20 protein-coding genes and 5 tRNA genes are annotated in these 22,183 nt (G+C 43.7%); all 25 read left to right on the top strand.

Features of this window, described 5'->3' with window-relative positions; genetic code table 11:
* Positions 1-2 precede the first annotated feature (2 nt).
* The 25 genes from V7051_RS17795 to rplW all read left to right on the top strand — a co-directional run bounded on the left by V7051_RS17795 (position 3) and on the right by rplW (position 22,183).
* Positions 3-77, top strand: a tRNA-Gln gene (locus tag V7051_RS17795).
* A gap of 39 nt (positions 78-116) precedes the next feature.
* Positions 117-1,070, top strand: coding sequence for a ribose-phosphate diphosphokinase (locus V7051_RS17790; RefSeq protein WP_333877169.1), 954 nt, complete (start codon positions 117-119; stop codon positions 1,068-1,070).
* A 58-nt stretch (positions 1,071-1,128) separates the two neighbouring features.
* Positions 1,129-1,728, top strand: a complete 600-nt coding sequence (locus V7051_RS17785; protein WP_333877168.1) for a 50S ribosomal protein L25/general stress protein Ctc — start codon at positions 1,129-1,131, stop codon at positions 1,726-1,728.
* A gap of 18 nt (positions 1,729-1,746) precedes the next feature.
* Positions 1,747-2,316, top strand: coding sequence for an aminoacyl-tRNA hydrolase (gene pth / locus V7051_RS17780; protein WP_333877166.1), 570 nt, complete (start codon positions 1,747-1,749; stop codon positions 2,314-2,316).
* Positions 2,317-2,372: 56 nt separating this feature from the next.
* Positions 2,373-2,457 (top strand) — tRNA-Tyr (locus V7051_RS17775).
* A gap of 18 nt (positions 2,458-2,475) precedes the next feature.
* Positions 2,476-2,549 (top strand) — tRNA-Gly (locus tag V7051_RS17770).
* A 14-nt stretch (positions 2,550-2,563) separates the two neighbouring features.
* A tRNA-Thr gene (locus V7051_RS17765) sits at positions 2,564-2,639 on the top strand.
* A gap of 32 nt (positions 2,640-2,671) precedes the next feature.
* Complete coding sequence (gene tuf, locus V7051_RS17760) at positions 2,672-3,862, top strand: elongation factor Tu (protein WP_333877164.1); 1,191 nt, start codon at positions 2,672-2,674, stop codon at positions 3,860-3,862.
* Between the two features lie 48 nt (positions 3,863-3,910).
* A tRNA-Trp gene (locus V7051_RS17755) sits at positions 3,911-3,986 on the top strand.
* 44 nt (positions 3,987-4,030) lie between these two features.
* Positions 4,031-4,408, top strand: a complete 378-nt coding sequence (gene secE, locus V7051_RS17750; protein ID WP_333877162.1) for a preprotein translocase subunit SecE — start codon at positions 4,031-4,033, stop codon at positions 4,406-4,408.
* Positions 4,409-4,412: 4 nt separating this feature from the next.
* Positions 4,413-4,946: a transcription termination/antitermination protein NusG gene (gene nusG, locus V7051_RS17745; protein ID WP_006890502.1), complete on the top strand. Its 534-nt coding sequence runs from the start codon at positions 4,413-4,415 to the stop codon at positions 4,944-4,946.
* A 107-nt stretch (positions 4,947-5,053) separates the two neighbouring features.
* Positions 5,054-5,485 (top strand): 50S ribosomal protein L11, encoded by a 432-nt coding sequence (rplK, locus tag V7051_RS17740; protein WP_006890501.1) that lies wholly within the window; start codon positions 5,054-5,056, stop codon positions 5,483-5,485.
* Complete coding sequence (rplA, locus tag V7051_RS17735; RefSeq protein ID WP_333877157.1) at positions 5,485-6,180, top strand: 50S ribosomal protein L1; 696 nt, start codon at positions 5,485-5,487, stop codon at positions 6,178-6,180. Before rplK ends, rplA begins: the two co-directional genes overlap by 1 nt.
* Before the next feature lie 181 nt (positions 6,181-6,361).
* Entirely contained in the window at positions 6,362-6,856 is a 495-nt protein-coding gene (gene rplJ / locus V7051_RS17730) for a 50S ribosomal protein L10 (RefSeq protein ID WP_333877155.1), read from the top strand.
* Between the two features lie 72 nt (positions 6,857-6,928).
* Positions 6,929-7,297 carry a 50S ribosomal protein L7/L12 gene (gene rplL, locus V7051_RS17725; RefSeq protein ID WP_333877153.1) on the top strand — a complete coding sequence of 123 codons (369 nt, stop codon included), beginning with the start codon at positions 6,929-6,931 and terminating at the stop codon, positions 7,295-7,297.
* 138 nt (positions 7,298-7,435) lie between these two features.
* On the top strand, positions 7,436-11,530 hold the full coding sequence (rpoB, locus tag V7051_RS17720) for a DNA-directed RNA polymerase subunit beta (protein WP_333877150.1): 4,095 nt from the start codon (positions 7,436-7,438) through the stop codon (positions 11,528-11,530).
* Between the two features lie 155 nt (positions 11,531-11,685).
* A complete protein-coding gene (gene rpoC / locus V7051_RS17715) occupies positions 11,686-15,879 on the top strand; it encodes a DNA-directed RNA polymerase subunit beta' (protein WP_442919667.1) in 4,194 nt (1,397 codons plus the stop codon).
* 186 nt (positions 15,880-16,065) lie between these two features.
* The gene (gene rpsL / locus V7051_RS17710; protein WP_006890494.1) at positions 16,066-16,440 is read left to right on the top strand and encodes a 30S ribosomal protein S12; all 375 of its coding nucleotides are present in this window, start codon (positions 16,066-16,068) and stop codon (positions 16,438-16,440) included.
* 19 nt (positions 16,441-16,459) lie between these two features.
* Positions 16,460-16,930, top strand: coding sequence for a 30S ribosomal protein S7 (gene rpsG / locus V7051_RS17705; protein ID WP_333877145.1), 471 nt, complete (start codon positions 16,460-16,462; stop codon positions 16,928-16,930).
* 30 nt (positions 16,931-16,960) lie between these two features.
* Positions 16,961-19,057, top strand: coding sequence for an elongation factor G (gene fusA, locus V7051_RS17700; RefSeq protein WP_333877143.1), 2,097 nt, complete (start codon positions 16,961-16,963; stop codon positions 19,055-19,057).
* Between the two features lie 28 nt (positions 19,058-19,085).
* Positions 19,086-20,276, top strand: coding sequence for an elongation factor Tu (gene tuf, locus V7051_RS17695; protein ID WP_333877142.1), 1,191 nt, complete (start codon positions 19,086-19,088; stop codon positions 20,274-20,276).
* A gap of 5 nt (positions 20,277-20,281) precedes the next feature.
* Positions 20,282-20,593, top strand: coding sequence for a 30S ribosomal protein S10 (gene rpsJ / locus V7051_RS17690; RefSeq protein WP_006890490.1), 312 nt, complete (start codon positions 20,282-20,284; stop codon positions 20,591-20,593).
* A gap of 19 nt (positions 20,594-20,612) precedes the next feature.
* Complete coding sequence (gene rplC / locus V7051_RS17685) at positions 20,613-21,263, top strand: 50S ribosomal protein L3 (RefSeq protein WP_333877141.1); 651 nt, start codon at positions 20,613-20,615, stop codon at positions 21,261-21,263.
* Between the two features lie 3 nt (positions 21,264-21,266).
* The gene (gene rplD, locus V7051_RS17680) at positions 21,267-21,887 is read left to right on the top strand and encodes a 50S ribosomal protein L4 (protein WP_333877139.1); all 621 of its coding nucleotides are present in this window, start codon (positions 21,267-21,269) and stop codon (positions 21,885-21,887) included.
* A complete protein-coding gene (gene rplW, locus V7051_RS17675; protein WP_333877138.1) occupies positions 21,884-22,183 on the top strand; it encodes a 50S ribosomal protein L23 in 300 nt (99 codons plus the stop codon). Before rplD ends, rplW begins: the two co-directional genes overlap by 4 nt.

Raw genomic sequence — 22,183 nt, 5'->3', positions numbered from 1 at the left:
ATTGGGTCGTCGCCAAGCGGTAAGGCACGGGGTTTTGATCTCCGCATACCAAGGTTCGAATCCTTGCGACCCAGCCAATTACCTCCGCTAAGTTAAATTCTATTTGGGAGTGCTTGATGAGTGACACCTCTATTATGGTGTTTTCTGGAAATGCTAACTTGGCTTTGTCAGAGGGTATAGTAAAGAAACTCAATATGCGCCTTGGAATGGCGACTGTCGGTAGATTCAGTGATGGGGAAATTGCTGTAGAAATTGAAGAAAATGTTCGTGGAAAGGATATTTTTGTTATTCAACCGACTTGTTCTCCAACCAATGAAAATTTAATGGAGTTGCTGGTGATGATGGATGCTCTTCATCGGGCTTCGGCATCACGAATAACTGCGGTAATGCCGTATTACGGTTATGCGCGGCAGGACAGAAGATCGCGGTCGGCTCGAGTGCCGATTAGCGCAAAGCTGGTTGCAAAGATGATTGAGCAAGCAGGTGCGGATCGGGTGTTGACGGTTGATTTGCATGCGGATCAGATTCAGGGTTTTTTTGATATACCTGTTGATAATGTTTACTCGTCGCCTATCCTTCTTGGGGATGTGTGGCGGCAAAAATATAAAGACTTGATTGTTGTTTCGCCAGATGTTGGTGGCGTTGTCAGGGCTAGAGCGCTTGCAAAGCGCTTGGATGATGCTGATCTGGCGATTATAGATAAGCGTAGGCCCAAGGCTAATGTTGCAGAGATTATGCATATAATTGGCGATGTTGATGGGCGTAGTTGCGTATTGATCGATGATTTGGTTGATACGGCCGGAACATTATGTCATGCAGCTGAAGCATTAAAGAAGCATGGTGCGATCAAAGTGGTTGCATATTGCACTCATGCGGTATTATCCGGTTCTGCTTTAAAAAATATAAACAACTCGGAGCTTGATGAATTGGTTGTTACTGATACCATTCCTCTGAGTCACCAGGCTGTAGAATCGGGTAGGATAAGACAGTTAAGTGTAGCAGAAATGCTGGCTGAAACCATAAGGCGTATAGCTGCTGGCGAATCAGTTAGTTCGCTGTATGTAGATTGACGATTGTGGATTGTAAAATTTAATTTGTTGTGCTTGATGGCACGGGGTTGAGAGGAAAATGTCTAACGTATTTGAGTTTGTTGCCGAAAGTCGTGGGCAATCAGGTAAGAGCGCGGCCAGAAGAGTGCGTCGCACGGGTAATGTGCCTGCGGTAATATATGGTGGGCATGGCGAGCCTCAAATGCTTTTGCTGAGTCACAATGAGGTGATTAAACATCTGGCGCATGAAGCGGTTTATTCGCATATTTTAGATATTAATGTTGATGGAAAAACTGAAAAGGCTGTTCTGAAGGGTGTTCAGCGTCATCCTGCCAAGTTTCAAATCTTACATATGGATTTTCTTCGGGTGACGATGTCGGAGGCATTAAAAGTGCATGTGCCATTGCATTTTATCAATGAGCAAATATCTGTTGGTGGAAAGAAAGGTGGTATTGTGGCTCATGCCATGATTGATGTTGAAGTTTCCTGTCTGCCGGGGATTCTGCCTGATTATATTGAGGTGGATCTGGGTCGTCTGGATATTGGTGAGTCGGTTCATCTCTCTGATATAGTTTTGCCTGCTGGTGTTGAAATTGTAGCTTTGGCTCAAGGTCCTGAGCATGATCATCCGGTTGCGTCAATGATGGCTTCAAAAGCAAGCAAAGATGATGTTGCTTGATAGTTTGTAAAATAGCAGATGATTAAGCTTATAGTTGGCTTGGGTAATCCGGGTCGGCAGTACGAAAAAACCCGGCATAATGCCGGGTTTTTGTTTTTAGATAGATTGGTATCTAGTTCGAATTGTGATTGGGTGAGGGAGGCCAGATTTGATGGGTTTCTGGTGGAGATTGGGGTCGCGGGTAGCAAGGTATTGTTATTAAAGCCGGATACGTTCATGAATCGAAGTGGTCAGGCTGTAGGTAAGGTTGCTCGATATTATAAAGTGGTGCCGGATGAGATTCTTGTTATTCATGATGAGCTTGATTTTGATGTTGGTGTGGTAAGGCTAAAAAAAGACGGGGGGCATGCTGGTCATAATGGTTTGCGAGATATCATTGCGCATTTGGGTTCAAAAGAGTTTTATCGCTTAAGGATCGGAATTGGGCGGCCTCCGGCTGGGAAAGTTGTTGCGGATTTTGTGTTGTCAAATCCTCCTAAAAATGAATGGAGTTTGATGTTGTCGGGTTTTGATCTTGCTTTTAGTTATCTGGATCAGATAATTGCGGGTGATATGCCTGTAGTGATGAATAAATTGAATTCGAAGTAAATGATTAATTGACAGTATGTGTTTGATGATAGATAATATCTGGGTTATCTGATAACGGAGGGGTTCCCGAGCGGCCAAAGGGATCAGACTGTAAATCTGCCGGCTCTGCCTTCGGAGGTTCGAATCCTCCCCCCTCCACCATCTAATTAAAAAATATCCGCGGGTGTAGTTCAATGGTAGAACTCCAGCCTTCCAAGCTGATCACGTGGGTTCGATTCCCATCACCCGCTCCATATTCAAAAAATAAGCTCATATAGCTCAGTAGGTAGAGCACTTCCTTGGTAAGGAAGAGGTCACCGGTTCAAATCCGGTTATGAGCTCCATATATTGTGTTGATTATTAGAGGTGTATTTTAATGGCCAAAGAAAAATTTTCACGTAGCAAGCCCCACGTAAACGTCGGCACAATCGGTCACGTCGATCATGGTAAAACTACTTTAACGGCAGCTTTAACAAAAGTAATGGCTGAGCTTCAAGGTGGAGAGGTTAAGGCCTTTGATCAAATTGATAATGCACCGGAAGAGCGTGCGCGTGGTATCACTATTTCAACGTCGCACGTCGAATATGAGTCAGCAACGCGTCATTATGCGCACGTTGATTGCCCGGGCCATGCTGATTATGTAAAAAATATGATTACCGGCGCGGCGCAAATGGACGGCGCTATTTTGGTCTGTTCGGCGGCTGACGGCCCAATGCCGCAAACAAGAGAGCACATCCTATTGTCAAGACAGGTAGGCGTGCCTTACGTCGTCGTGTTCTTGAATAAAGCGGATATGGTTGATGATGCAGAGTTGATTGAGTTGGTCGAAATGGAAATTCGAGAGTTGTTGGATATGTATGAATTTCCAGGGGACGATACGCCTATCATCGTTGGTTCTGCATTGAAAGCACTGGAAGGTGATACCAGTGAGATTGGTGTTCCTTCCGTAGTTCGATTGGTTGAAGCATTAGATACCTATATTCCATTGCCGGAAAGAGCGATAGATGGTGCATTCTTGATGCCGATAGAAGACGTATTTTCGATTTCCGGTCGTGGTACGGTGGTGACCGGTCGTATTGAACGTGGCATCGTTAAAGTGGGTCAGGAAATTGAGATTGTCGGCATCAGACCTACCGTATCCACCACTTGTACTGGTGTAGAAATGTTTCGCAAGTTGCTGGATCAAGGTCAGGCGGGTGACAACGTAGGTATCTTGTTGAGGGGAACAAAAAGAGATGACGTTGAGCGTGGGCAGGTTTTAGCGCACAAAGGTACAATTAAGCCGCATTCTCATTTTAATTCAGAGATTTATATCTTGTCTAAAGATGAGGGTGGTCGTCATACCCCTTTCTTTAATGGCTATCGTCCGCAGTTCTACTTCAGAACCACTGACGTAACAGGTGCTGTTGAGTTGCCTGAAGGCGTTGAAATGGTTATGCCTGGTGATAATATTTCAGTTAAAGTGAAACTGATTTCACCGATTGCCATGGATGATGGCTTGCGTTTTGCAATCCGTGAGGGTGGGCGCACGGTCGGTGCGGGCGTCGTTGCATCAATACTTGAATAATAATATTATTTAGTGTATTATAACAGTTTATGTAAGGCTTGTCTGAATAGGTCAGTAGTTCAATTGGTAGAATAGCGGTCTCCAAAACCGCGGGTTGGGGGTTCGAGACCCTCCTGGCCTGCCATTCAGATTAAAGCATATCAAATCTATTTTCATAGTAAATAACATATGAATACTCAGGTAGAAGCATCGGCATCGGTTTTTGATGTTGTTAAGCAAGTATTTTCCGTTGTCTTTGTGGTTGCTGGTGTGGCTGCATTCTATTATTTCTCAGAATTTCCGCTTTTATACCGAGTTCTTGGTTTGGTTGTTGTAGCGCTGGTTGTGGTTGGTACAATGCTTACTACAGGAGTGGGGCGAAATGTTTGGGGATTCGTTTTGGAATCCAAGCAAGAAGTCAGAAAGGTTGTTTGGCCAACTCGAGATGAGACTTTTCGTACTACCTTGTTAGTATTTGGGATGGTTTTTATTGTTGGCTTGATTTTGTGGCTACTGGATATGTTTTTGTTTTGGGGTGTGCGTCTTTTGACTGGTCAAGGAGGGTAGATATATGGCGCTACGCTGGTATGTTGTACATGCCTACTCAAATTTTGAGAATAAAGTTAAGCAGGCATTAGAAGAAAGAATTAAGAGGGAAGGATTAGAGCAGTATTTCGGAAAGATCTTGGTGCCTACCGAAGAAGTTGTAGAAATGCGTATGGGGCAGCAGAGAAAAAGCGAAAGAAAATTCTTTCCCGGATATGTGTTAGTGCAAATGGATTTGACTGATGAAACTTGGCATTTGGTGAAAGATGTGCCGAGGGTGCTGGGTTTTATAGGTGGAACTTCTGATCGTCCTGCGCCGATATCTGAAAAAGAGGCGATGGCTATTCTCAATAGGGTAGAGGATGGGGTAAATAAGCCACGGCCTAAGACGATGTTTGAGGCTGGTGAGGTAATTAGAGTTATTGATGGGCCGTTTAAGGATTTTAATGGTGTCGTTGAAGAAGTTAATTACGAGAAAAGCAAAATAAAAATATCAGTGCTCATTTTTGGGCGCTCAACATCTGTTGAACTTGGCTTTGGGCAAGTAGAAAAAAGTTAATTAAGTTTTAAGTGCTTAGTGTTTTTAAAATCACTGTCTGAGCAAGGCAGTGATTTTTTGTGTCTAGGGGAGCTGAAAAGCGTTTGTACCCATATTTGGAGTAAATAATGGCTAAAAAAATAACCGCGTATATTAAGTTGCAGGTTAAAGCGGGCGAAGCAAATCCAAGTCCACCAGTAGGTCCTGCATTGGGTCAACGAGGTGTTAACATCATGGAGTTTTGTAAGGCGTTTAATGCTAAAACACAAGATACAGAAAAAGGTTTGCCTTTGCCTGTAGTCATTACTGTTTACAGTGACCGTAGTTTTACGTTTATTACAAAAACCCCGCCAGCTTCAATTCTTTTGAAGAAAGCAACAGGCATTAAAAGCGGGAGCAGTAATCCTAATACCAAGAAAGTTGGTACGGTGACTCGCGCGCAATTGGAAGAAATTGCTAAGACAAAAATGGAAGATTTGAATGCGGCAAATCTGGAAGCCGCAGTAAAAACGATTGCGGGCAGTGCGTATAGCATGGGTCTGAATGTGGAGGGATTATAATGGCTAAATTATCAAAAAAAGCGAAAGTTATCAAAGGGAAAGTTGATAAAACTAAGCAATATTCAATCACTGAAGCGGTTCAGTTGCTGAAAGAGTTAGGAACTGCAAAGTTTAGCGAAGCTATTGATGTTAGCGTTAATTTAGGTGTGGATCCTCGCAAGTCCGATCAAAATGTTCGCGGTGCAACGGTGTTGCCGAATGGTACGGGCAAAACAGTTAGGGTTGCAGTTTTTACCCAGGGTCCTAACGCTGATGCGGCAAGAGAAGCGGGAGCCGACATAGTGGGTATGGATGACTTGGGTGAGTTGGTAAAAAAAGGCGAAATGAATTTTGATGTGGTCATAGCGTCTCCTGATGCAATGAGAGTGGTTGGTCAACTAGGTCAAATTTTAGGGCCTAGAGGCCTGATGCCTAATCCTAAGGTTGGAACTGTCACTACCGACGTTGCCACTGCTGTAAAAAATGCAAAATCTGGACAGGTACGTTATCGGACCGATAAGTCAGGGATTATCCACTGTACGTTGGGTAAAGTTACATTTGAGGCGGATGCTATTCAAGGTAACTTAGAAGCATTGCTTGCAGATTTAAGAAGGCTAAAGCCTACTGCTGCTAAAGGAATATACATTAAGAAGATAACCTTATCTTCGACCATGGGTCCTGGCTTGTGGTTGGATCAAAGCAGTATTTCAATTTAACGTTGTAAAAGACTTTGGGTTGCCGACCCGTTCGGTAACCGTCAAAGACCGCAGGTGTTGTAAAACTTAATATTTCCTGCGTAGACGGAAGCTGGAACCTAAAAGCTGGGGAAAGGGACCGTAAGGGGTATTCAATAGAATGCTTTTTATTAATTCTGGGGATAAATTCCGGAGGTAAGCTGTGGCACTAAATTTAGATAGCAAAAAAGCTGTCGTAGAAGAAGTCGCTGTATTCGCCGCTAAAGCTCATTCTGCAATTGCAGCAGAATATCGTGGATTGACAGTTACGGAATTAACCGAGCTGCGCAAAACTGCGAGAGAGACAGGCGTTTATCTGCGTGTAATAAAAAATACACTGGCAAAACGAGCTGTAGCCGGAACTGAATTTGAATGCATGCAAAGCGCGCTAGTAGGGCCGTTGTTAATTGCGTTTTCTATGGAAGATCCAGGTTCTGCGGCGCGTTTAATCAGTAATTTTGCTAAGACTCACGACAAGTTAATTACCAAGATAGTTGCTATCGGTGGACAGTCGTTTGGTGGATCTGAGCTTGCGCGGCTAGCCAGTCTGCCTACTCGCGATCAAGGTATTGGTATGCTGATGTCAGTAATGAAAGCGCCTACAGAGAAATTTGTGCGTACTTTGGCTGCAATTAGAGATCAGAAAGAAGCGGCATAGTAGAAATCGTTACAGTTTAACGTTTCTATCACCACAACCAGTTTAAAACTTATTATTTTAGAGGAATACACAATGGCAATTTCGCAAGAAGATATCTTGGAAGCGGTCTCAAAAATGAGCGTTATGGAAATCGTTGACTTGATTTCTGCGATGGAAGAAAAGTTTGGCGTATCTGCGGCTGTAGCTGTAGCGGCGGCGCCTGCAGCAGCGGCTGCTGCAGTTGAAGAGCAAACTGAATTTGACGTTGTTCTGACATCTTTCGGTGAGAACAAAGTTTCGGTTATTAAAACAGTACGTGGTATCACAGGATTGGGCTTGAAAGAGGCCAAAGACGCGGTTGAAGGCGTTCCAACAACATTGAAAGAAGGTGTTTCTAAAGCTGAGGCAGAAGATGCACAAAAACTGCTTGTTGAAGCGGGCGCTACTGTCGAAATCAAATAAATTTTGACTCAATTGCAAAGACGCTGGAGTCAGTGTCTTTGCTAAGTATGGCTGGTGGCAATCTTGTCATCGGCCTTTTACTGTTTGCTCTAATTGCACGGTAGAAAATTATCTATGACGAAAAGGTTTGGAAGCGATATGTCCTACTCTTTTACAGAAAAAAAGCGTATTCGAAATAACTTTGGGAAAGGTACTGAGGTACTGGATGTTCCCTATCTTCTGGCAACGCAAATTAATTCATATGCGAGCTTTTTGCAATCAGGTGTTACAGCTGAAAAGCGTGAAGACAGTGGGTTGCATGCTGCATTCTCCAGTGTTTTTCCAATTGAAAGCCACTCTGGATATGCAGTGTTGGAGTATGTGAAGTATAGATTGGGGGAGCCTGTTTTTGATGTAAGAGAATGTCAGCAAAGAGGCGCTACCTATGCGGCACCCTTAAGGGTATTAGTTCGCCTGATTATCTATGATAAAGAAGCTTCTGTGCATGCAAAAGTGGTTAAGGATATCCGTGAACAGGAAGTTTACATGGGTGAGCTACCTTTGATGACGGACAATGGAACATTTGTGATCAATGGAACGGAGCGGGTAATTGTCTCTCAATTACATCGTTCACCAGGTGTTTTCTTTGATCATGATAAAGGAAAGACTCATTCATCAGGAAAACTATTATTTAATGCGCGGGTTATTCCTTACCGTGGTTCGTGGTTAGATTTTGAATTTGACCATAAAGATTGCGTTTTTGTACGGATTGATCGACGTAGAAAAATACCTGCAACTATCTTGCTTAGGGGATTGGGCTACGATAACGAAGAGATGATTAAGATTTTCTTCGAAATGAATAAATTTACCATTGATGCTCAAAAGTGTATTTTCCATATCGTTCCTGAGCGTATGCGTGGAGAAATTGCAGCCTTTGATATTAAGAGTCAAAACGGTGAAGTCCTCGTTGAAGAAGGCCGTCGCATTACTGCTAAGCATATCCGTGAAATGATAAAGTCCGGGTTAACCGAAGTAGAAGTGCCTAAAGATTACTTGGTTGGCAAAATATTAGGAAATAACCTGATTGATAGATCTACAGGTGAGTTAGTCGCTAATGTGAACGACGAACTTACTGTAGCAATAATAGATCGATGCATTGAAAGTGGTATTACCGATCTGAACACGCTATTCGTCAATGATTTGGATAAGGGTCCATACATGTCGAATGCCATGAGATTAGATACCACAAGCAATACTCTTGAGGCATTGGTTGAAATATATCGGATGATGCGCCCGGGTGAGCCACCGACTAAAGATTCGGCAGAAAATTTGTTTCAAAATCTGTTCTTTACCGATGAGAGGTATGACTTGTCTACGGTCGGACGGATGAAATTTAATCGTCGTTTAGGTCGTCAAGAAACAACAGGTCCAGGTACTTTAACTAAAGATGACATCATTGATGTACTCAAAGAACTAATAGACATTCGTAATGGCAATGGCAATGTTGACGATATTGATCATCTAGGCAACAGACGGGTTCGTTCTGTTGGTGAAATGATCGAGAACCAGTTCCGTGTAGGATTGGTTCGCGTTGAAAGAGCAGTTAAAGAACGCTTAACATTGGCAGATTCTGAAGGTTTGATGCCGCAGGAAATCATCAATGCAAAGCCGGTTTCAGCTGCGGTAAAAGAATTTTTTGGCTCCAGCCAGTTGTCGCAGTTTATGGATCAGAACAATCCATTATCTCAGGTGACACATAAACGCCGCGTATCGGCTTTAGGGCCAGGCGGTTTGGCAAGAGAGCGAGCTGGGTTTGAGGTCCGTGACGTACATGCAACGCATTATGGTCGCGTATGTCCAATTGAGACGCCTGAAGGACCAAACATTGGTTTGATAAATTCGTTATCGGTCTATGCACGTACTAATAATTATGGTTTCCTGGAAACGCCTTATAGAAAAGTAGTCGATGGTAAGGTAACTGACCACGTTGATTATTTGTCAGCGATTGAAGAAGGCGAGTTTGTTATTGCTCAAGCCAGTGTTGCTGTTGATGCAAACGGAAAACTAGTTGAAGGGCTAGTGTCATGTCGCCATAAAGATGAATTTACTTTGGCCATGTCGGACACCGTGCAATATATGGACGTGTCTTCTAAGCAGATTGTATCTGTGGCGGCTTCCATTATTCCTTTTCTTGAGCACGACGACGCTAACCGCGCATTGATGGGTTCCAACATGCAGCGCCAAGCCGTTCCTACGCTAAGAGCTGAAAAGCCATTGGTGGGTACAGGAATGGAAAGGACAGTTGCAAAAGACTCGGGTGTAACGGTAGTCGCTGCGCGTGGCGGAAAGATCGAAGCTGTTGATGCGGCCAGAATCGTAGTGCGTGTAAATGATACAGAGACTGAAACAGGTACGCCGGGCGTTGATATTTACAACTTGATTAAATATACCCGTTCAAACCAGAACACTTGTATTAACCAAAAACCATTGGTAAAGCCGGGAGACATCGTTAGGGCCGGCGATATTATGGCGGATGGTCCGTCTACGGATATGGGTGAGCTAGCTTTAGGGCAAAACATGTTGGTCGCGTTTATGCCATGGAATGGATACAACTTTGAGGATTCGATTCTGGTTTCAGAGCGTGTCGTTAAAGAAGATCGCTTCACTACGATTCATATTGAAGAGAAAACTTGCGTAGCACGTGATACAAAACATAGTCCGGAAGAAATTACTGCGGATATTCCTAACGTCAGCGAAGAAGCATTATCCAAACTTGATGAGTCAGGAATAGTTTATGTCGGTGCTGAAGTAAAAGGCGGTGACATTCTGGTCGGTAAGGTAACGCCGAAAGGTGAGACCCAATTAACACCGGAAGAAAAGCTATTACGTGCAATTTTCGGAGAGAAAGCGGCCGATGTAAAAGATACCTCGCTACGTGTGCCCGGAAGTATTGAGGGTACAGTAATTGATGTTCAGGTATTTACTCGTGATGGAGTCAAGAAAGATAAGCGCGCGCTGGATATTGAGCAGGAAGAAATTAAACGATACAGAAAAGACCTTGATGATCAGCTGAAAATTCTTGAAGAAGATATTTTTGCTCGTGTTGCCAGGCTTTTGATTGGAAAAGTGGCCCAAGCAGGTCCTGGTCAGTTGAAAGCGGGCACTGAAATAACACAGGTTTATCTTAATGGTTTGAAGCATTCCGAGTGGTTGAAAATTCGTATGAAAGATGAAGATATCAATCTTCAGCTCGAAACTGTTGTCGCCCAAGTAGAACAGCAAAGAAAAGACTTTGATGAGAAGTTTGAAGTCAAGCGTAAAAAGATCACTATGGGTGATGATTTGGCGCCTGGTGTGTTGAAGATGGTCAAGGTTTATTTGGCGGTTAAAAGACGTATTCAGCCAGGTGATAAGATGGCCGGGCGTCATGGAAATAAAGGTGTTATTTCTATGATTAGGCCGATTGAAGATATGCCCTATACCGCTGACGGAAATCCGGTCGATATTGTCTTGAATCCATTAGGCGTACCATCGCGAATGAACGTCGGACAGGTGCTCGAAACGCACTTGGGTTGGGCGGCAAAGGGTTTGGGCATCAAGATCGGAAAAATGCTGGAAGCTCAGTATGATCAAGAAAAGGCCAAGGTTACTGCGATAAGGGATTATCTAGATAAAATCTATAACAGCAGCGGTCGTAAAGAAGATCTGGCTTCATTTTCCGATCAAGAAATTCTGGAAATGGCGACTAATCTTGTCGGCGGTGTGCCTATGGCGACTCCTGTATTTGATGGCGCAAGTGAAGACGAAATTCGTACCATGTTGAAGTTGGCGGATTTGCCGGAACATGGGCAGGTTACGCTTTATGATGGCTTGACAGGCGAACCGTTTGAACGCGAAGTCACGGTTGGTTACATGTATATGCTGAAGTTGAACCATTTGGTTGATGACAAGATGCATGCACGGTCAACAGGGCCTTACAGTCTGGTTACGCAGCAGCCATTAGGTGGTAAAGCGCAATTCGGCGGACAGCGTTTCGGGGAAATGGAGGTCTGGGCACTCGAAGCTTATGGGGCTGCTTATACATTGCAGGAAATGTTGACAGTTAAGTCTGATGACGTAACCGGTAGAACGCGTATGTATAAAAACATTGTCGATGGCGATCATAAAATGGAAGCCGGTATGCCGGAATCATTTAATGTTTTAATTAAAGAAATCCGCTCATTGGCTGTCAATATAGAATTGCAGCGGGATTAGTGTGTAGGTCGGGTCGTCTACTGTTTGTTGGTGGTTAACCCGACTAATACCGCACCCGTGGGTTGTGGTGTATAACGATGCGCCTGACCTAACTTACGGCCTGTTTTGGCATATGCCAAAAAGTATTTAAAGAGGATAAGCTCTTGAAAGATTTAATGAATTTCTTAAAACGTCAAGGTCGTGCCGATGATTTTGATGGAATTAGCATTGGTTTGGCATCACCGGATATGATCCGTTCTTGGTCATATGGCGAAGTAAAAAAGCCGGAAACGATTAACTACCGTACCTTCAAGCCTGAGCGTGATGGTTTGTTTTGCGCCAAGATTTTTGGTCCAGTCAGTGATTATGAATGCCTTTGCGGTAAATATAAAAGACTAAAGCATCGCGGTGTAATTTGCGAAAAATGTGGCGTTGAAGTTACCTTGTCTAAGGTTCGTCGTGAAAGAATGGGGCATATTGATTTAGCTAGTCCTGTTGCTCATATTTGGTTCTTAAAATCACTGCCTTCCAGAATTGCGTTGTTATTGGATATGACGCTACGCGAAATTGAACGTGTATTATATTTTGAATCCTTCGTCGTTTTAGATGCAGGTATGACACCTTTAGATAAAGGTCAATTGCTTACTGATGATGATTATTTAGATGCGGTTGAATTGCATGGAGATGATTTTGTCGCAAAAATGGGGGCAGAAGCAATCTATGATTTGCTTAAATCAATCGATTTAAAAGAGCAAGTTGAAATCCTGCGTGAAGAAATAAACTCGACCAATTCAGAAACCAAGATCAAGAAGTACTCAAAACGCCTAAAAGTTATGGATGCGTTATTGAGTTCAAAAAATCGTCCGGAATGGATGATTTTAAAAGTGCTGCCGGTATTGCCACCGGAATTGCGCCCGCTTGTGCCTCTGGATGGCGGTCGATTTGCAACCTCTGATTTGAATGATCTCTATCGCCGGGTTATCAATAGAAACAACCGCTTGAATCGGTTGTTGGATTTGAATGCTCCAGACATTATTGTTCGTAACGAAAAACGCATGCTGCAGGAGTCTGTTGATGCGTTACTCGATAATGGTCGCCGTGGTCGTGCGATTACCGGTACTAATAGAAGGCCGCTTAAATCGTTAGCGGATATGATTAAAGGTAAACAGGGACGTTTTAGACAAAACCTTTTAGGCAAGCGCGTCGATTATTCAGGTCGTTCGGTCATTGTGGTGGGTCCAACATTAAGGCTGCACCAATGTGGTCTGCCTAAAAAAATGGCATTGGAATTGTTTAAGCCATTTATATTTAGCAAGCTGCAATTTCGCGGTCTAGCTACAACCATTAAAGCTGCGAAAAAAATGGTTGAGCGGGAAGGGACTGAAGTTTGGGATATTCTTGAAGAAGTTATCCGTGAACATCCTATCTTATTAAACCGTGCGCCTACATTGCATCGACTTGGTATTCAAGCATTTGAGCCTACTTTGATTGAAGGTAAAGCGATCCAATTACATCCGTTGGTTTGTAGTGCATTCAACGCCGACTTTGACGGCGATCAGATGGCTGTGCATATTCCGTTGTCTATTGAAGCTCAGTTGGAAGCTAGAACATTGATGATGGCGACAAATAACATTTTGTCTCCAGCAAACGGTGAGCCGGTTATCAATCCGTCACAGGACGTGGTGTTAGGGCTTTATTACATAAGCCGTGAAAAAATTAACGCAAAAGGTGATGGCAGTATATTTGTCAGTGTCGGCGAGATTCATAAGGCGTTGTTAACTAAAACGGTTGAGTTGCAGTCTAAAATTCAATTGCGTATCACAGAAAAAGTGGCAAATGAAAATGGCGATTTTGAGGATAAGACTTATCGCGTAGAAACTACCGTGGGTCGTGCGTTAATTTGGGAAGTGGTGCCAGATCGTACGCCATTTGAGTTGGTTAACTGCGATATGACTAAAAAGAATATATCTCGGTTAATTAATTATAGCTATCGCTATTTGGGTAACAAAGATACTGTCATACTTGCCGATCAGTTAATGTATTTGGGATTTAGATATGCAACGATTTCCGGTGTTTCATTTGGTATCGAAGATATGGTCATACCAGCCAAAAAAGTCGATATCATTAAAGCTTCCGATGCTGAAGTTAACGAAATTCAAAGCCAGTATGCTTCGGGCTTAGTGACCGATGGCGAGCGATATAATAAGGTTGTTGATATCTGGTCACATGCCAATGATCAAATAGCTAAAGTAATGATGGACGGGCTTGGTGAAGAGTCAGTTGTTAATGCTGAAGGAAAAACAGTAAAACAAAAGTCATTCAATTCTATTTTTATGATGGCTGAGTCGGGAGCGCGGGGTTCTGCTGCTCAGATTCGTCAGTTAGCGGGTATGCGTGGCTTGATGGCAAAGCCTGATGGCTCTATTATTGAAACGCCTATTACCGCTAATTTTAGAGAAGGTTTGGACGTATTACAGTACTTTATTTCTACACATGGTGCTCGTAAAGGTCTGGCAGATACTGCGTTGAAAACTGCTAACTCCGGGTACTTGACACGCAGGCTGGTCGATGTTGCTCAGGATCTGGTAATTAACGGTGAAGATTGTGGTACATCTAACGGTTTGATAATGACTCCGATTATTGAAGGTGGTGATGTTGTAGAGCCTTTGTCAGAGCGTGTATTAGGTCGTGTTGCTGTCAATGACATCATGGATCCGGCTGGAGAAATTATAGTGGCGCCTAAAGGCACCTTATTGGATGAGCACTGGGTGTCTGTTCTTGAGGCGCATAGTATTGATCAAGTGTTGGTTCGCTCGATTATTACTTGTGAAAATAGGCATGGTGTTTGTGCAGCCTGTTATGGACGTGATTTGGGACGCGGTCATATGGTCAATATTGGTGAGGCAGTGGGTGTTATTGCTGCGCAATCAATCGGCGAACCAGGTACTCAGTTGACTATGAGGACTTTCCATATTGGTGGCGCTGCATCTAGATCTGCTGCTATCAGTAATGTTCAGGTTAAATCGGCCGGTACTGTACGCCTTAATAATTTGAAATCTGTGATTAATCGTGAAGGTAATCTGGTCGCGGTTTCAAGATCGGGTGAAGTTGGCGTGGTTGATGATTATGGTCGAGAGAAGGAGCGTTATAAAATTCCTTATGGGGCCGTACTTTCCGTACAGGAAGGCTCGCGAATTAATGCAGGCGATATAATTGTTAATTGGGATCCGCATACACATCCGGTTATCACTGAAGTAGATGGTGTGGTCGAGTTAATTGATTTTGTCGATGGTGTCACTGTACAAAAGCAATCTGATGAGGTTACCGGCTTGAGTTCATTAGTCGTCACCGATCCAAAACAGCGAGGAAGTGCGGGTAAAGAGCTACGCCCAATGGTAAGGCTTTTTGATGGTGATGGGCAGGCAATTTATTTGCCGGGAACTGAAATACCTGCGCAATATTTCTTGCCTGCAGGAGCGATTGCGGGAATTAAGGACGGCGGGGAAGTAAAAGTCGGTGACGTTTTAGCAAGGATTCCACAAGAATCAAGTAAAACAAGAGATATTACTGGTGGTTTGCCGCGAGTTGCCGATTTATTCGAAGCTCGAAAAACAAAAGATCCGGCAATTCTTGCCGAGACAAGTGGCACCATCTCGTTTGGAAAGGAAACAAAAGGTAAGCAACGAGTCATAATCACAGATCCTGCTGGTGAGCAAATTGAAACATTGATACCCAAATGGCGCCATATTACAGTCTTTGAAGGCGAGTATGTGGAAAAAGGGGAGACAATAGCGGAAGGTGAGTTAACTCCGCATGATATCCTTAGGTTAAGAGGAATTGAGGAATTAGCGAACTATTTGGTCAAGGAAATTCAGGATGTGTATCGTTTGCAGGGCGTGAAAATCAATGATAAACACATTGAAGCGATCATTCGTCAAATGCTTAGAAAGGTTGAGATTACCGCATCCGGCGATACAGGGTTCCTGAAAGGCGATCAGGTTGAACGTGCCGCAATGAGGGAAGAAAACGACAGGATTGAGGCTGAAGGAAAAATTCCGGCAAGCTATAATTCTGTGTTGCTTGGTATTACTAAGGCGTCATTAGCGACGGAATCATTTATTTCGGCGGCGTCATTTCAGGAGACAACTCGTGTATTAACTGATGCGGCGGTTCGCGGCTTAAGTGATGGTTTGCAAGGGTTAAAAGAGAACGTTATTGTAGGGCGTTTAATCCCTGCCGGAACGGGATTAGCTTATCATGAAAGCAGGAAAAACAGATTTGCTCAGCATGAGATAGTGGAAAGTGAAGCACCTCTGGCGGTAGATGCTGGAGATGTGGAAGAGGCCCTTAAGCAGGCGTTGAATATTTAGGATTCATTATATAGTTCATTTTTAAATATGGGCTTGACCTAAGGGGTATTAGCAAGTAATATACTCTGCTCAAATGAGCTAACGTGCTTAGGTCGGGTTGAATTATAATTAACCGTCGACGTTTAATGTGTGCGACGGTTAATTTATTGTCTGGCAGTTTAATTGCATATCGGAGTAAACAAAGTTATGGCCACGATCAACCAATTGGTTCGTAAGCCTCGTGCTAAAAAAATAGAAAAAAGTAATGTTCCTGCGTTGGAGGCATGTCCTCAGCGTAGGGGGGTGTGTACTCGCGTCTATACGACAACGCCTAAAAAACCAAATTCTGCGCTCCGAAAAGTGGCTAGGGTTAGGTTGACAAATGGAGCTGAGGTTAGTAGCTACATTGGTGGTGAAGGGCATAACCTTCAGGAGCATTCCGTGGTTTTGATCAGGGGTGGTCGTGTTAAGGATTTGCCAGGTGTGAGATATCACGTTGTTCGTGGTAGTTTGGATGCCTCAGGTGTGACTAACAGAAAGTGTGGTCGCTCTAAGTATGGAACAAAACGGCCTAAAGGCTAAACGTTGGTTGGTGAGATAAATGTCTAGAAGAAGAGTCGCAACAAAAAGAGAAATCATTCCGGATCCGAGATTTGGTAGTGTAATGCTAACTAAATTCATGAATATGATCATGGAAAGTGGCAAAAAGTCTATCGCAGAAGGGATTGTCTATGGTGCTTTGGATGTGATTGAGGGTAAGGGTCATAGTGAGCCGCTGGAAGTTTTGTCTAAAGCTTTGGAAAATGTCCAGCCTAGGGTTGAGGTTAAGTCTCGCCGTGTCGGTGGTGCGACATATCAAGTGCCTGTTGAGGTTCGGCCTTCAAGGCGTATGGCATTGGCAATGCGCTGGTTGATAGATGCTTCACGTAAAAGAAATGAAAAAAGTATGCCTGCTAAGTTGGCTGGTGAGTTAATGGATGCTTTTGAAAGCAGAGGTTCGGCTGCTAAAAAACGTGAAGACACTCATAGAATGGCGGAGGCGAATAAGGCTTTCTCTCATTATCGTTGGTAATTAACGAACTTTGCTGAGGGTTGTATTGTTGTGGCACGTAAAACTCCGATAGGGTTTTATCGAAATATCGGTATTATGGCCCACATTGATGCGGGCAAGACTACGACTACGGAGCGCATCCTCTATTACACTGGTGTGTCGCACAAGATAGGTGAGGTGCATGATGGCGCGGCAACGATGGATTGGATGGAGCAGGAGCAGGAGCGGGGGATTACTATTACTTCGGCTGCAACGACCTGTTTTTGGGGTGGGATGGAAAATCAATTCCCCTTGCATCGGATAAATATCATCGACACGCCTGGGCATGTTGATTTTACAATAGAAGTTGAGCGTTCATTGCGGGTTTTGGATGGGGCTTGTGCGGTATTTTGCGCGGTTGGGGGTGTTGAGCCGCAGTCTGAAACGGTTTGGCGTCAAGCGAACAAGTATAATGTGCCGCGATTGGCTTTTGTGAATAAAATGGATCGCTCTGGTGCTGATTTTTTGCGTGTAATTGAGCAGATTAAGGTGCGGTTGGGCGGTAAAGCTGTTCCAATGCAGTTACCGATTGGTGCAGAGGATGCTTTTGAAGGTGTTGTTGATCTCATTAAAATGAAAGCGATATATTGGGATGAAACCAATATGGGCATGACTTTTAAGGAGGAGGAAATTCCAGTTGATATGCTAGGTCTCTGTGAGGAATGGAGAGAGCATATGGTTGAGGTGTCTGCGGAAGCAACCGAGGATTTATTGGAAAAATACCTTGAGCAGGGTGGCTTAACAAACGAAGAGATTAGGCGGGGGATTCGCACTCGGACAATAGCGAATGAAATTGTTCCTGCATTTTGTGGTTCGGCCTTTAAAAATAAAGGTGTTCAGGCTATGTTGGATGCGATTGTTGAATATATGCCCGCTCCCACTGATGTTGAGGCTATAAAAGGGCATCTTGAGGATGATGTGGTCGAAGTGGTTCGTGCTGCCGACGATAGCGCTCCTTTTTCAGCGTTAGCATTTAAAATTGCAACAGATCCTTTTGTTGGGACGTTGACCTTTTTCAGGGTGTATTCGGGTGTGCTTAATTCTGGTGATAGTGTTTACAACCCAGTAAAAAAGAAAAAAGAACGGATCGGTCGCATAGTGCAAATGCACGCTAATAGTCGCGAAGAAGTTAGAGAGGTATGTGCTGGGGATATAGCTGCAGCAATTGGTCTCAAGGATGTGACAACAGGCGACACGTTATGTGATCTCAAAGAGGTTGTTGTGCTTGAGCGGATGGAATTCCCCGATCCGGTAATTTCGGTTGCGGTGGAGCCGAAAACGAAGGCGGATCAAGAAAAAATGAGTATTGCATTGAGCAAATTGGCTCAGGAGGATCCGTCTTTCAGAGTGCATGCGGATGAAGAGTCGGGGCAGATAATTATTTCGGGAATGGGTGAGCTGCATCTTGAGATAATTGTCGATCGCATGAAGAGGGAGTTTAATGTTGAGGCTAATGTTGGTGCTCCGCAGGTTGCGTACAGAGAGACAATTCGAGGGACGGTAGAGCAAGAAAGCAAATTTATAAGGCAGTCTGGTGGGCGTGGTCAGTATGGGCATGTTTGGTTACGTATTGAGCCACAAGAGGTTGGTGTTGGTTATGAGTTTGTTAATGAGATTGTTGGTGGGGTCGTACCAAAAGAATTTATACCGGCTGTAGATAAAGGTATCCAAGAGCAGTTGAAGAGTGGTATCCTAGCTGGCTATCCTGTCTTGGATGTAAAAGTGTCTTTATTTGATGGCTCGTATCACGATGTGGATTCGAACGAAATCGCCTTCAAGATTGCTGGCTCCATGTGTTTTAGGGAGGGAGCAAGAAAGGCAAGTCCTGTGTTACTTGAGCCAATAATGAAAGTTGAAGTTGCTACGCCTGAAGAATACATGGGGGACGTGGTGGGTGATATTAACAGGCGGCGTGGGATAATCCAGGGAATGGAGGATACTCCGTCAGGAAAAACACTTAGCTGCGAAGTACCGTTGGCGGAAATGTTTGGTTATGCAACTGATTTGCGTTCGGCAACACAGGGGCGAGCTACATATAGTATGCAGTTTGAAAAATATAATGAAGCACCTGCAAATGTTGCGGAAGCGATTATTAAAAAATCTTCATAAAATTGAATATAATTAAAGGTATTAACTCATGGCCAAAGAAAAATTTTCACGTAGCAAGCCCCACGTAAACGTCGGCACAATCGGTCACGTCGATCATGGTAAAACTACTTTAACGGCAGCTTTAACAAAAGTAATGGCTGAGCTTCAAGGTGGAGAGGTTAAGGCCTTTGATCAAATTGATAATGCACCGGAAGAGCGTGCGCGTGGTATCACTATTTCAACGTCGCACGTCGAATATGAGTCAGCAACGCGTCATTATGCGCACGTTGATTGCCCGGGCCATGCTGATTATGTAAAAAATATGATTACCGGCGCGGCGCAAATGGACGGCGCTATTTTGGTCTGTTCGGCGGCTGACGGCCCAATGCCGCAAACAAGAGAGCACATCCTATTGTCAAGACAGGTAGGCGTGCCTTACGTCGTCGTGTTCTTGAATAAAGCGGATATGGTTGATGATGCAGAGTTGATTGAGTTGGTCGAAATGGAAATTCGAGAGTTGTTGGATATGTATGAATTTCCAGGGGACGATACGCCTATCATCGTTGGTTCTGCATTGAAAGCACTGGAAGGTGATACCAGTGAGATTGGTGTTCCTTCCGTAGTTCGATTGGTTGAAGCATTAGATACCTATATTCCATTGCCGGAAAGAGCGATAGATGGTGCATTCTTGATGCCGATAGAAGACGTATTTTCGATTTCCGGTCGTGGTACGGTGGTGACCGGTCGTATTGAACGTGGCATCGTTAAAGTGGGTCAGGAAATTGAGATTGTCGGCATCAGACCTACCGTATCCACCACTTGTACTGGTGTAGAAATGTTTCGCAAGTTGCTGGATCAAGGTCAGGCGGGTGACAACGTAGGTATCTTGTTGAGGGGAACAAAAAGAGATGACGTTGAGCGTGGGCAGGTTTTAGCGCACAAAGGTACAATTAAGCCGCATTCTCATTTTAATTCAGAGATTTATATCTTGTCTAAAGATGAGGGTGGTCGTCATACCCCTTTCTTTAATGGCTATCGTCCGCAGTTCTACTTCAGAACCACTGACGTAACAGGTGCTGTTGAGTTGCCTGAAGGCGTTGAAATGGTTATGCCTGGTGATAATATTTCAGTTAAAGTGAAACTGATTTCACCGATTGCCATGGATGATGGCTTGCGTTTTGCAATCCGTGAGGGTGGTCGCACAGTCGGTGCGGGCGTCGTTGCATCAATAATCGAGTAAAATATATGTCTAATCAAACTATCAGAATCCGTTTGAAATCATTTGATCATAAATTAATTGATCAATCGGCTGGTGAGATAGTAGAAACAGCAAGAAGAACCGGTGCTCAAGTTAAGGGTCCTATTCCATTGCCTACTAAAAAAGAGCGTTTCACTATTTTGATTTCTCCGCATGTGAATAAAGATGCAAGAGATCAATATGAGTTGAGAACGTATAAAAGATTATTGGATATCGTTGAACCAACAGAAAAAACCGTAGATGCATTGATGAAGTTAGATCTTGCAGCTGGTGTTGATGTTCAAATAAAGTTGAATTAAGAAGCAGGGGAATTGGCAGATGTCAATAGGTCTTATAGGTCGTAAATGTGGTATGACCAGAGTTTTTTGTGAGGATGGTTCTTCAGTGCCAGTTACTGTGCTCCAGATTGACTCAAACAGAGTTACTCAGGTTAAAGGTATTGAGGTTGATGGTTATCGTTCAATTCAAGTAGCTGCGGGCGATAAGAAGTCTTCTAGAGTCAATAAAGCAATGGCAGGTCATTACGCAGCAGCTAATGTAACGGCTGGACGTGGCTTGTGGGAATTTAGACTTGAAGATGGTGAGGGTGAAGATTTATCTGTTGGCTCTCAATTATCATTAGATGTTTTTTCCGCTGGTCAAGTTGTTGATGTGCGGGGTAAAAGTATTGGTAAAGGTTTTGCCGGTGGTATTAAGCGTCACAATTTTAGCATGCAAGATGCAACGCATGGTAATTCGCGCTCTCACAGGGTTTTGGGTTCTATCGGTATGTGTCAGACGCCTGGTCGTGTATTTAAAGGCAAGAAGATGGAGGGTCATATGGGGGCTGAAAAAGTTACAGTTCAGAATCTGACTATTCATTCAATTGATACGGCAAGAAATTTAATTTTAGTAAAGGGCGCTGTGCCTGGCGCTAAAGGCGGGGATGTAATTATTACGCCCGCTATGAAAATGCGAAATAAAGGTTAAGCTATGAGTTTGCAAATACCTGCTTTAAACGAACAAGACTCTTCTGGAAGTGTGGAAGTGACTGAGGCTATTTTTGGGCAGTCATTTAATGAAACTTTGGTTCATCAATTAGTTGTTAGGCATCTGGCAGGCGCTCGTGCGGGGACTAAAGCACAGAAGACACGCTCTGATGTGAGTGGTGGTGGTGCAAAACCATGGAGACAAAAAGGGACTGGGCGTGCAAGATCCGGAACAACACGTAGTCCAGTATGGAGAACGGGTGGCGTTGCTTTTGCCGCAAGACCGAGAAATTACGAGCAAAAACTGAATAAAAAAATGTTTAGGGTTGGTGTTCGTTCAATTTTGTCTGAGTTGCTTAGGCAAAACCGGTTAGTGGTTAGCAATGATATTTTGCCTACTAGCCCCAAAACAAAAGAATTAAATGCAAGAATAAAAGATATTGATGCTAAGCGTGTTCTGATTGTTGTCGAGAGTGTAGATGCAAATTTAGCTTTAGCATCAAGAAACATACCTTATGTAGAGGTGATTGAGGCGGTTAATCTTAGTCCCGTATTATTGGTCTCTGCCGATAAAGTTATCGCTACACCTGGTGCGTTGAAGCAAATAGAGGAGCGCTTGGCGTGAGTTTAAATAAATACCACTTGGCAGGGGTGCTGCAAGCTCCGATTGTATCTGAGAAGAGCACTATTGCTGCAGAAAAAAATAATCAATTTGTTTTTAAGGTGCAAAAAAATGCAACTAAAAGACAAGTAAAAAGTGCAGTGGAGCTAATGTTTAGCGTTGAAGTTGATTCAGTTCAAGTTCTAAACGTTAAAGGCAAGCAGAAAAGATTCGGTGGCTCATTGGGGCAACGATCTGATTGGAAAAAGGCTTATGTAAAACTTAAGCCTGGCCATGATATAGATTTCTCTGCTGCTTAA

The organism is Methylobacter sp., from assembly GCF_036845245.1.
GTDB lineage: Bacteria > Pseudomonadota > Gammaproteobacteria > Methylococcales > Methylomonadaceae > Methylobacter_A.
The sequence above is the reverse complement of the archived record's forward strand: the minus strand, read 5'-3'. Positions and strand labels throughout refer to the sequence as shown.

Excerpts from the sequence above, each read along its gene's own strand:
- rpsL (WP_006890494.1), top strand. The coding sequence starts at position 16,066 with ATGGCCACGATCAACCAATTGGTTCGTAAGCCTCGTGCTAAAAAAATA.
- V7051_RS17785 (WP_333877168.1), top strand. The coding sequence starts at position 1,129 with ATGTCTAACGTATTTGAGTTTGTTGCCGAAAGTCGTGGGCAATCAGGT.
- tuf (WP_333877142.1), top strand. The coding sequence starts at position 19,086 with ATGGCCAAAGAAAAATTTTCACGTAGCAAGCCCCACGTAAACGTCGGC.
- rpoC (WP_442919667.1), top strand. The coding sequence starts at position 11,686 with ATGAATTTCTTAAAACGTCAAGGTCGTGCCGATGATTTTGATGGAATT.
- nusG (WP_006890502.1), top strand. The coding sequence starts at position 4,413 with ATGGCGCTACGCTGGTATGTTGTACATGCCTACTCAAATTTTGAGAAT.
- pth (WP_333877166.1), top strand. The coding sequence starts at position 1,747 with ATGATTAAGCTTATAGTTGGCTTGGGTAATCCGGGTCGGCAGTACGAA.
- rpsJ (WP_006890490.1), top strand. The coding sequence starts at position 20,282 with ATGTCTAATCAAACTATCAGAATCCGTTTGAAATCATTTGATCATAAA.
- rplK (WP_006890501.1), top strand. The coding sequence starts at position 5,054 with ATGGCTAAAAAAATAACCGCGTATATTAAGTTGCAGGTTAAAGCGGGC.
- V7051_RS17790 (WP_333877169.1), top strand. The coding sequence starts at position 117 with ATGAGTGACACCTCTATTATGGTGTTTTCTGGAAATGCTAACTTGGCT.
- rplC (WP_333877141.1), top strand. The coding sequence starts at position 20,613 with ATGTCAATAGGTCTTATAGGTCGTAAATGTGGTATGACCAGAGTTTTT.
- rplL (WP_333877153.1), top strand. The coding sequence starts at position 6,929 with ATGGCAATTTCGCAAGAAGATATCTTGGAAGCGGTCTCAAAAATGAGC.
- rpsG (WP_333877145.1), top strand. The coding sequence starts at position 16,460 with ATGTCTAGAAGAAGAGTCGCAACAAAAAGAGAAATCATTCCGGATCCG.
- tuf (WP_333877164.1), top strand. The coding sequence starts at position 2,672 with ATGGCCAAAGAAAAATTTTCACGTAGCAAGCCCCACGTAAACGTCGGC.
- secE (WP_333877162.1), top strand. The coding sequence starts at position 4,031 with ATGAATACTCAGGTAGAAGCATCGGCATCGGTTTTTGATGTTGTTAAG.
- rplA (WP_333877157.1), top strand. The coding sequence starts at position 5,485 with ATGGCTAAATTATCAAAAAAAGCGAAAGTTATCAAAGGGAAAGTTGAT.
- rpoB (WP_333877150.1), top strand. The coding sequence starts at position 7,436 with ATGTCCTACTCTTTTACAGAAAAAAAGCGTATTCGAAATAACTTTGGG.
- rplD (WP_333877139.1), top strand. The coding sequence starts at position 21,267 with ATGAGTTTGCAAATACCTGCTTTAAACGAACAAGACTCTTCTGGAAGT.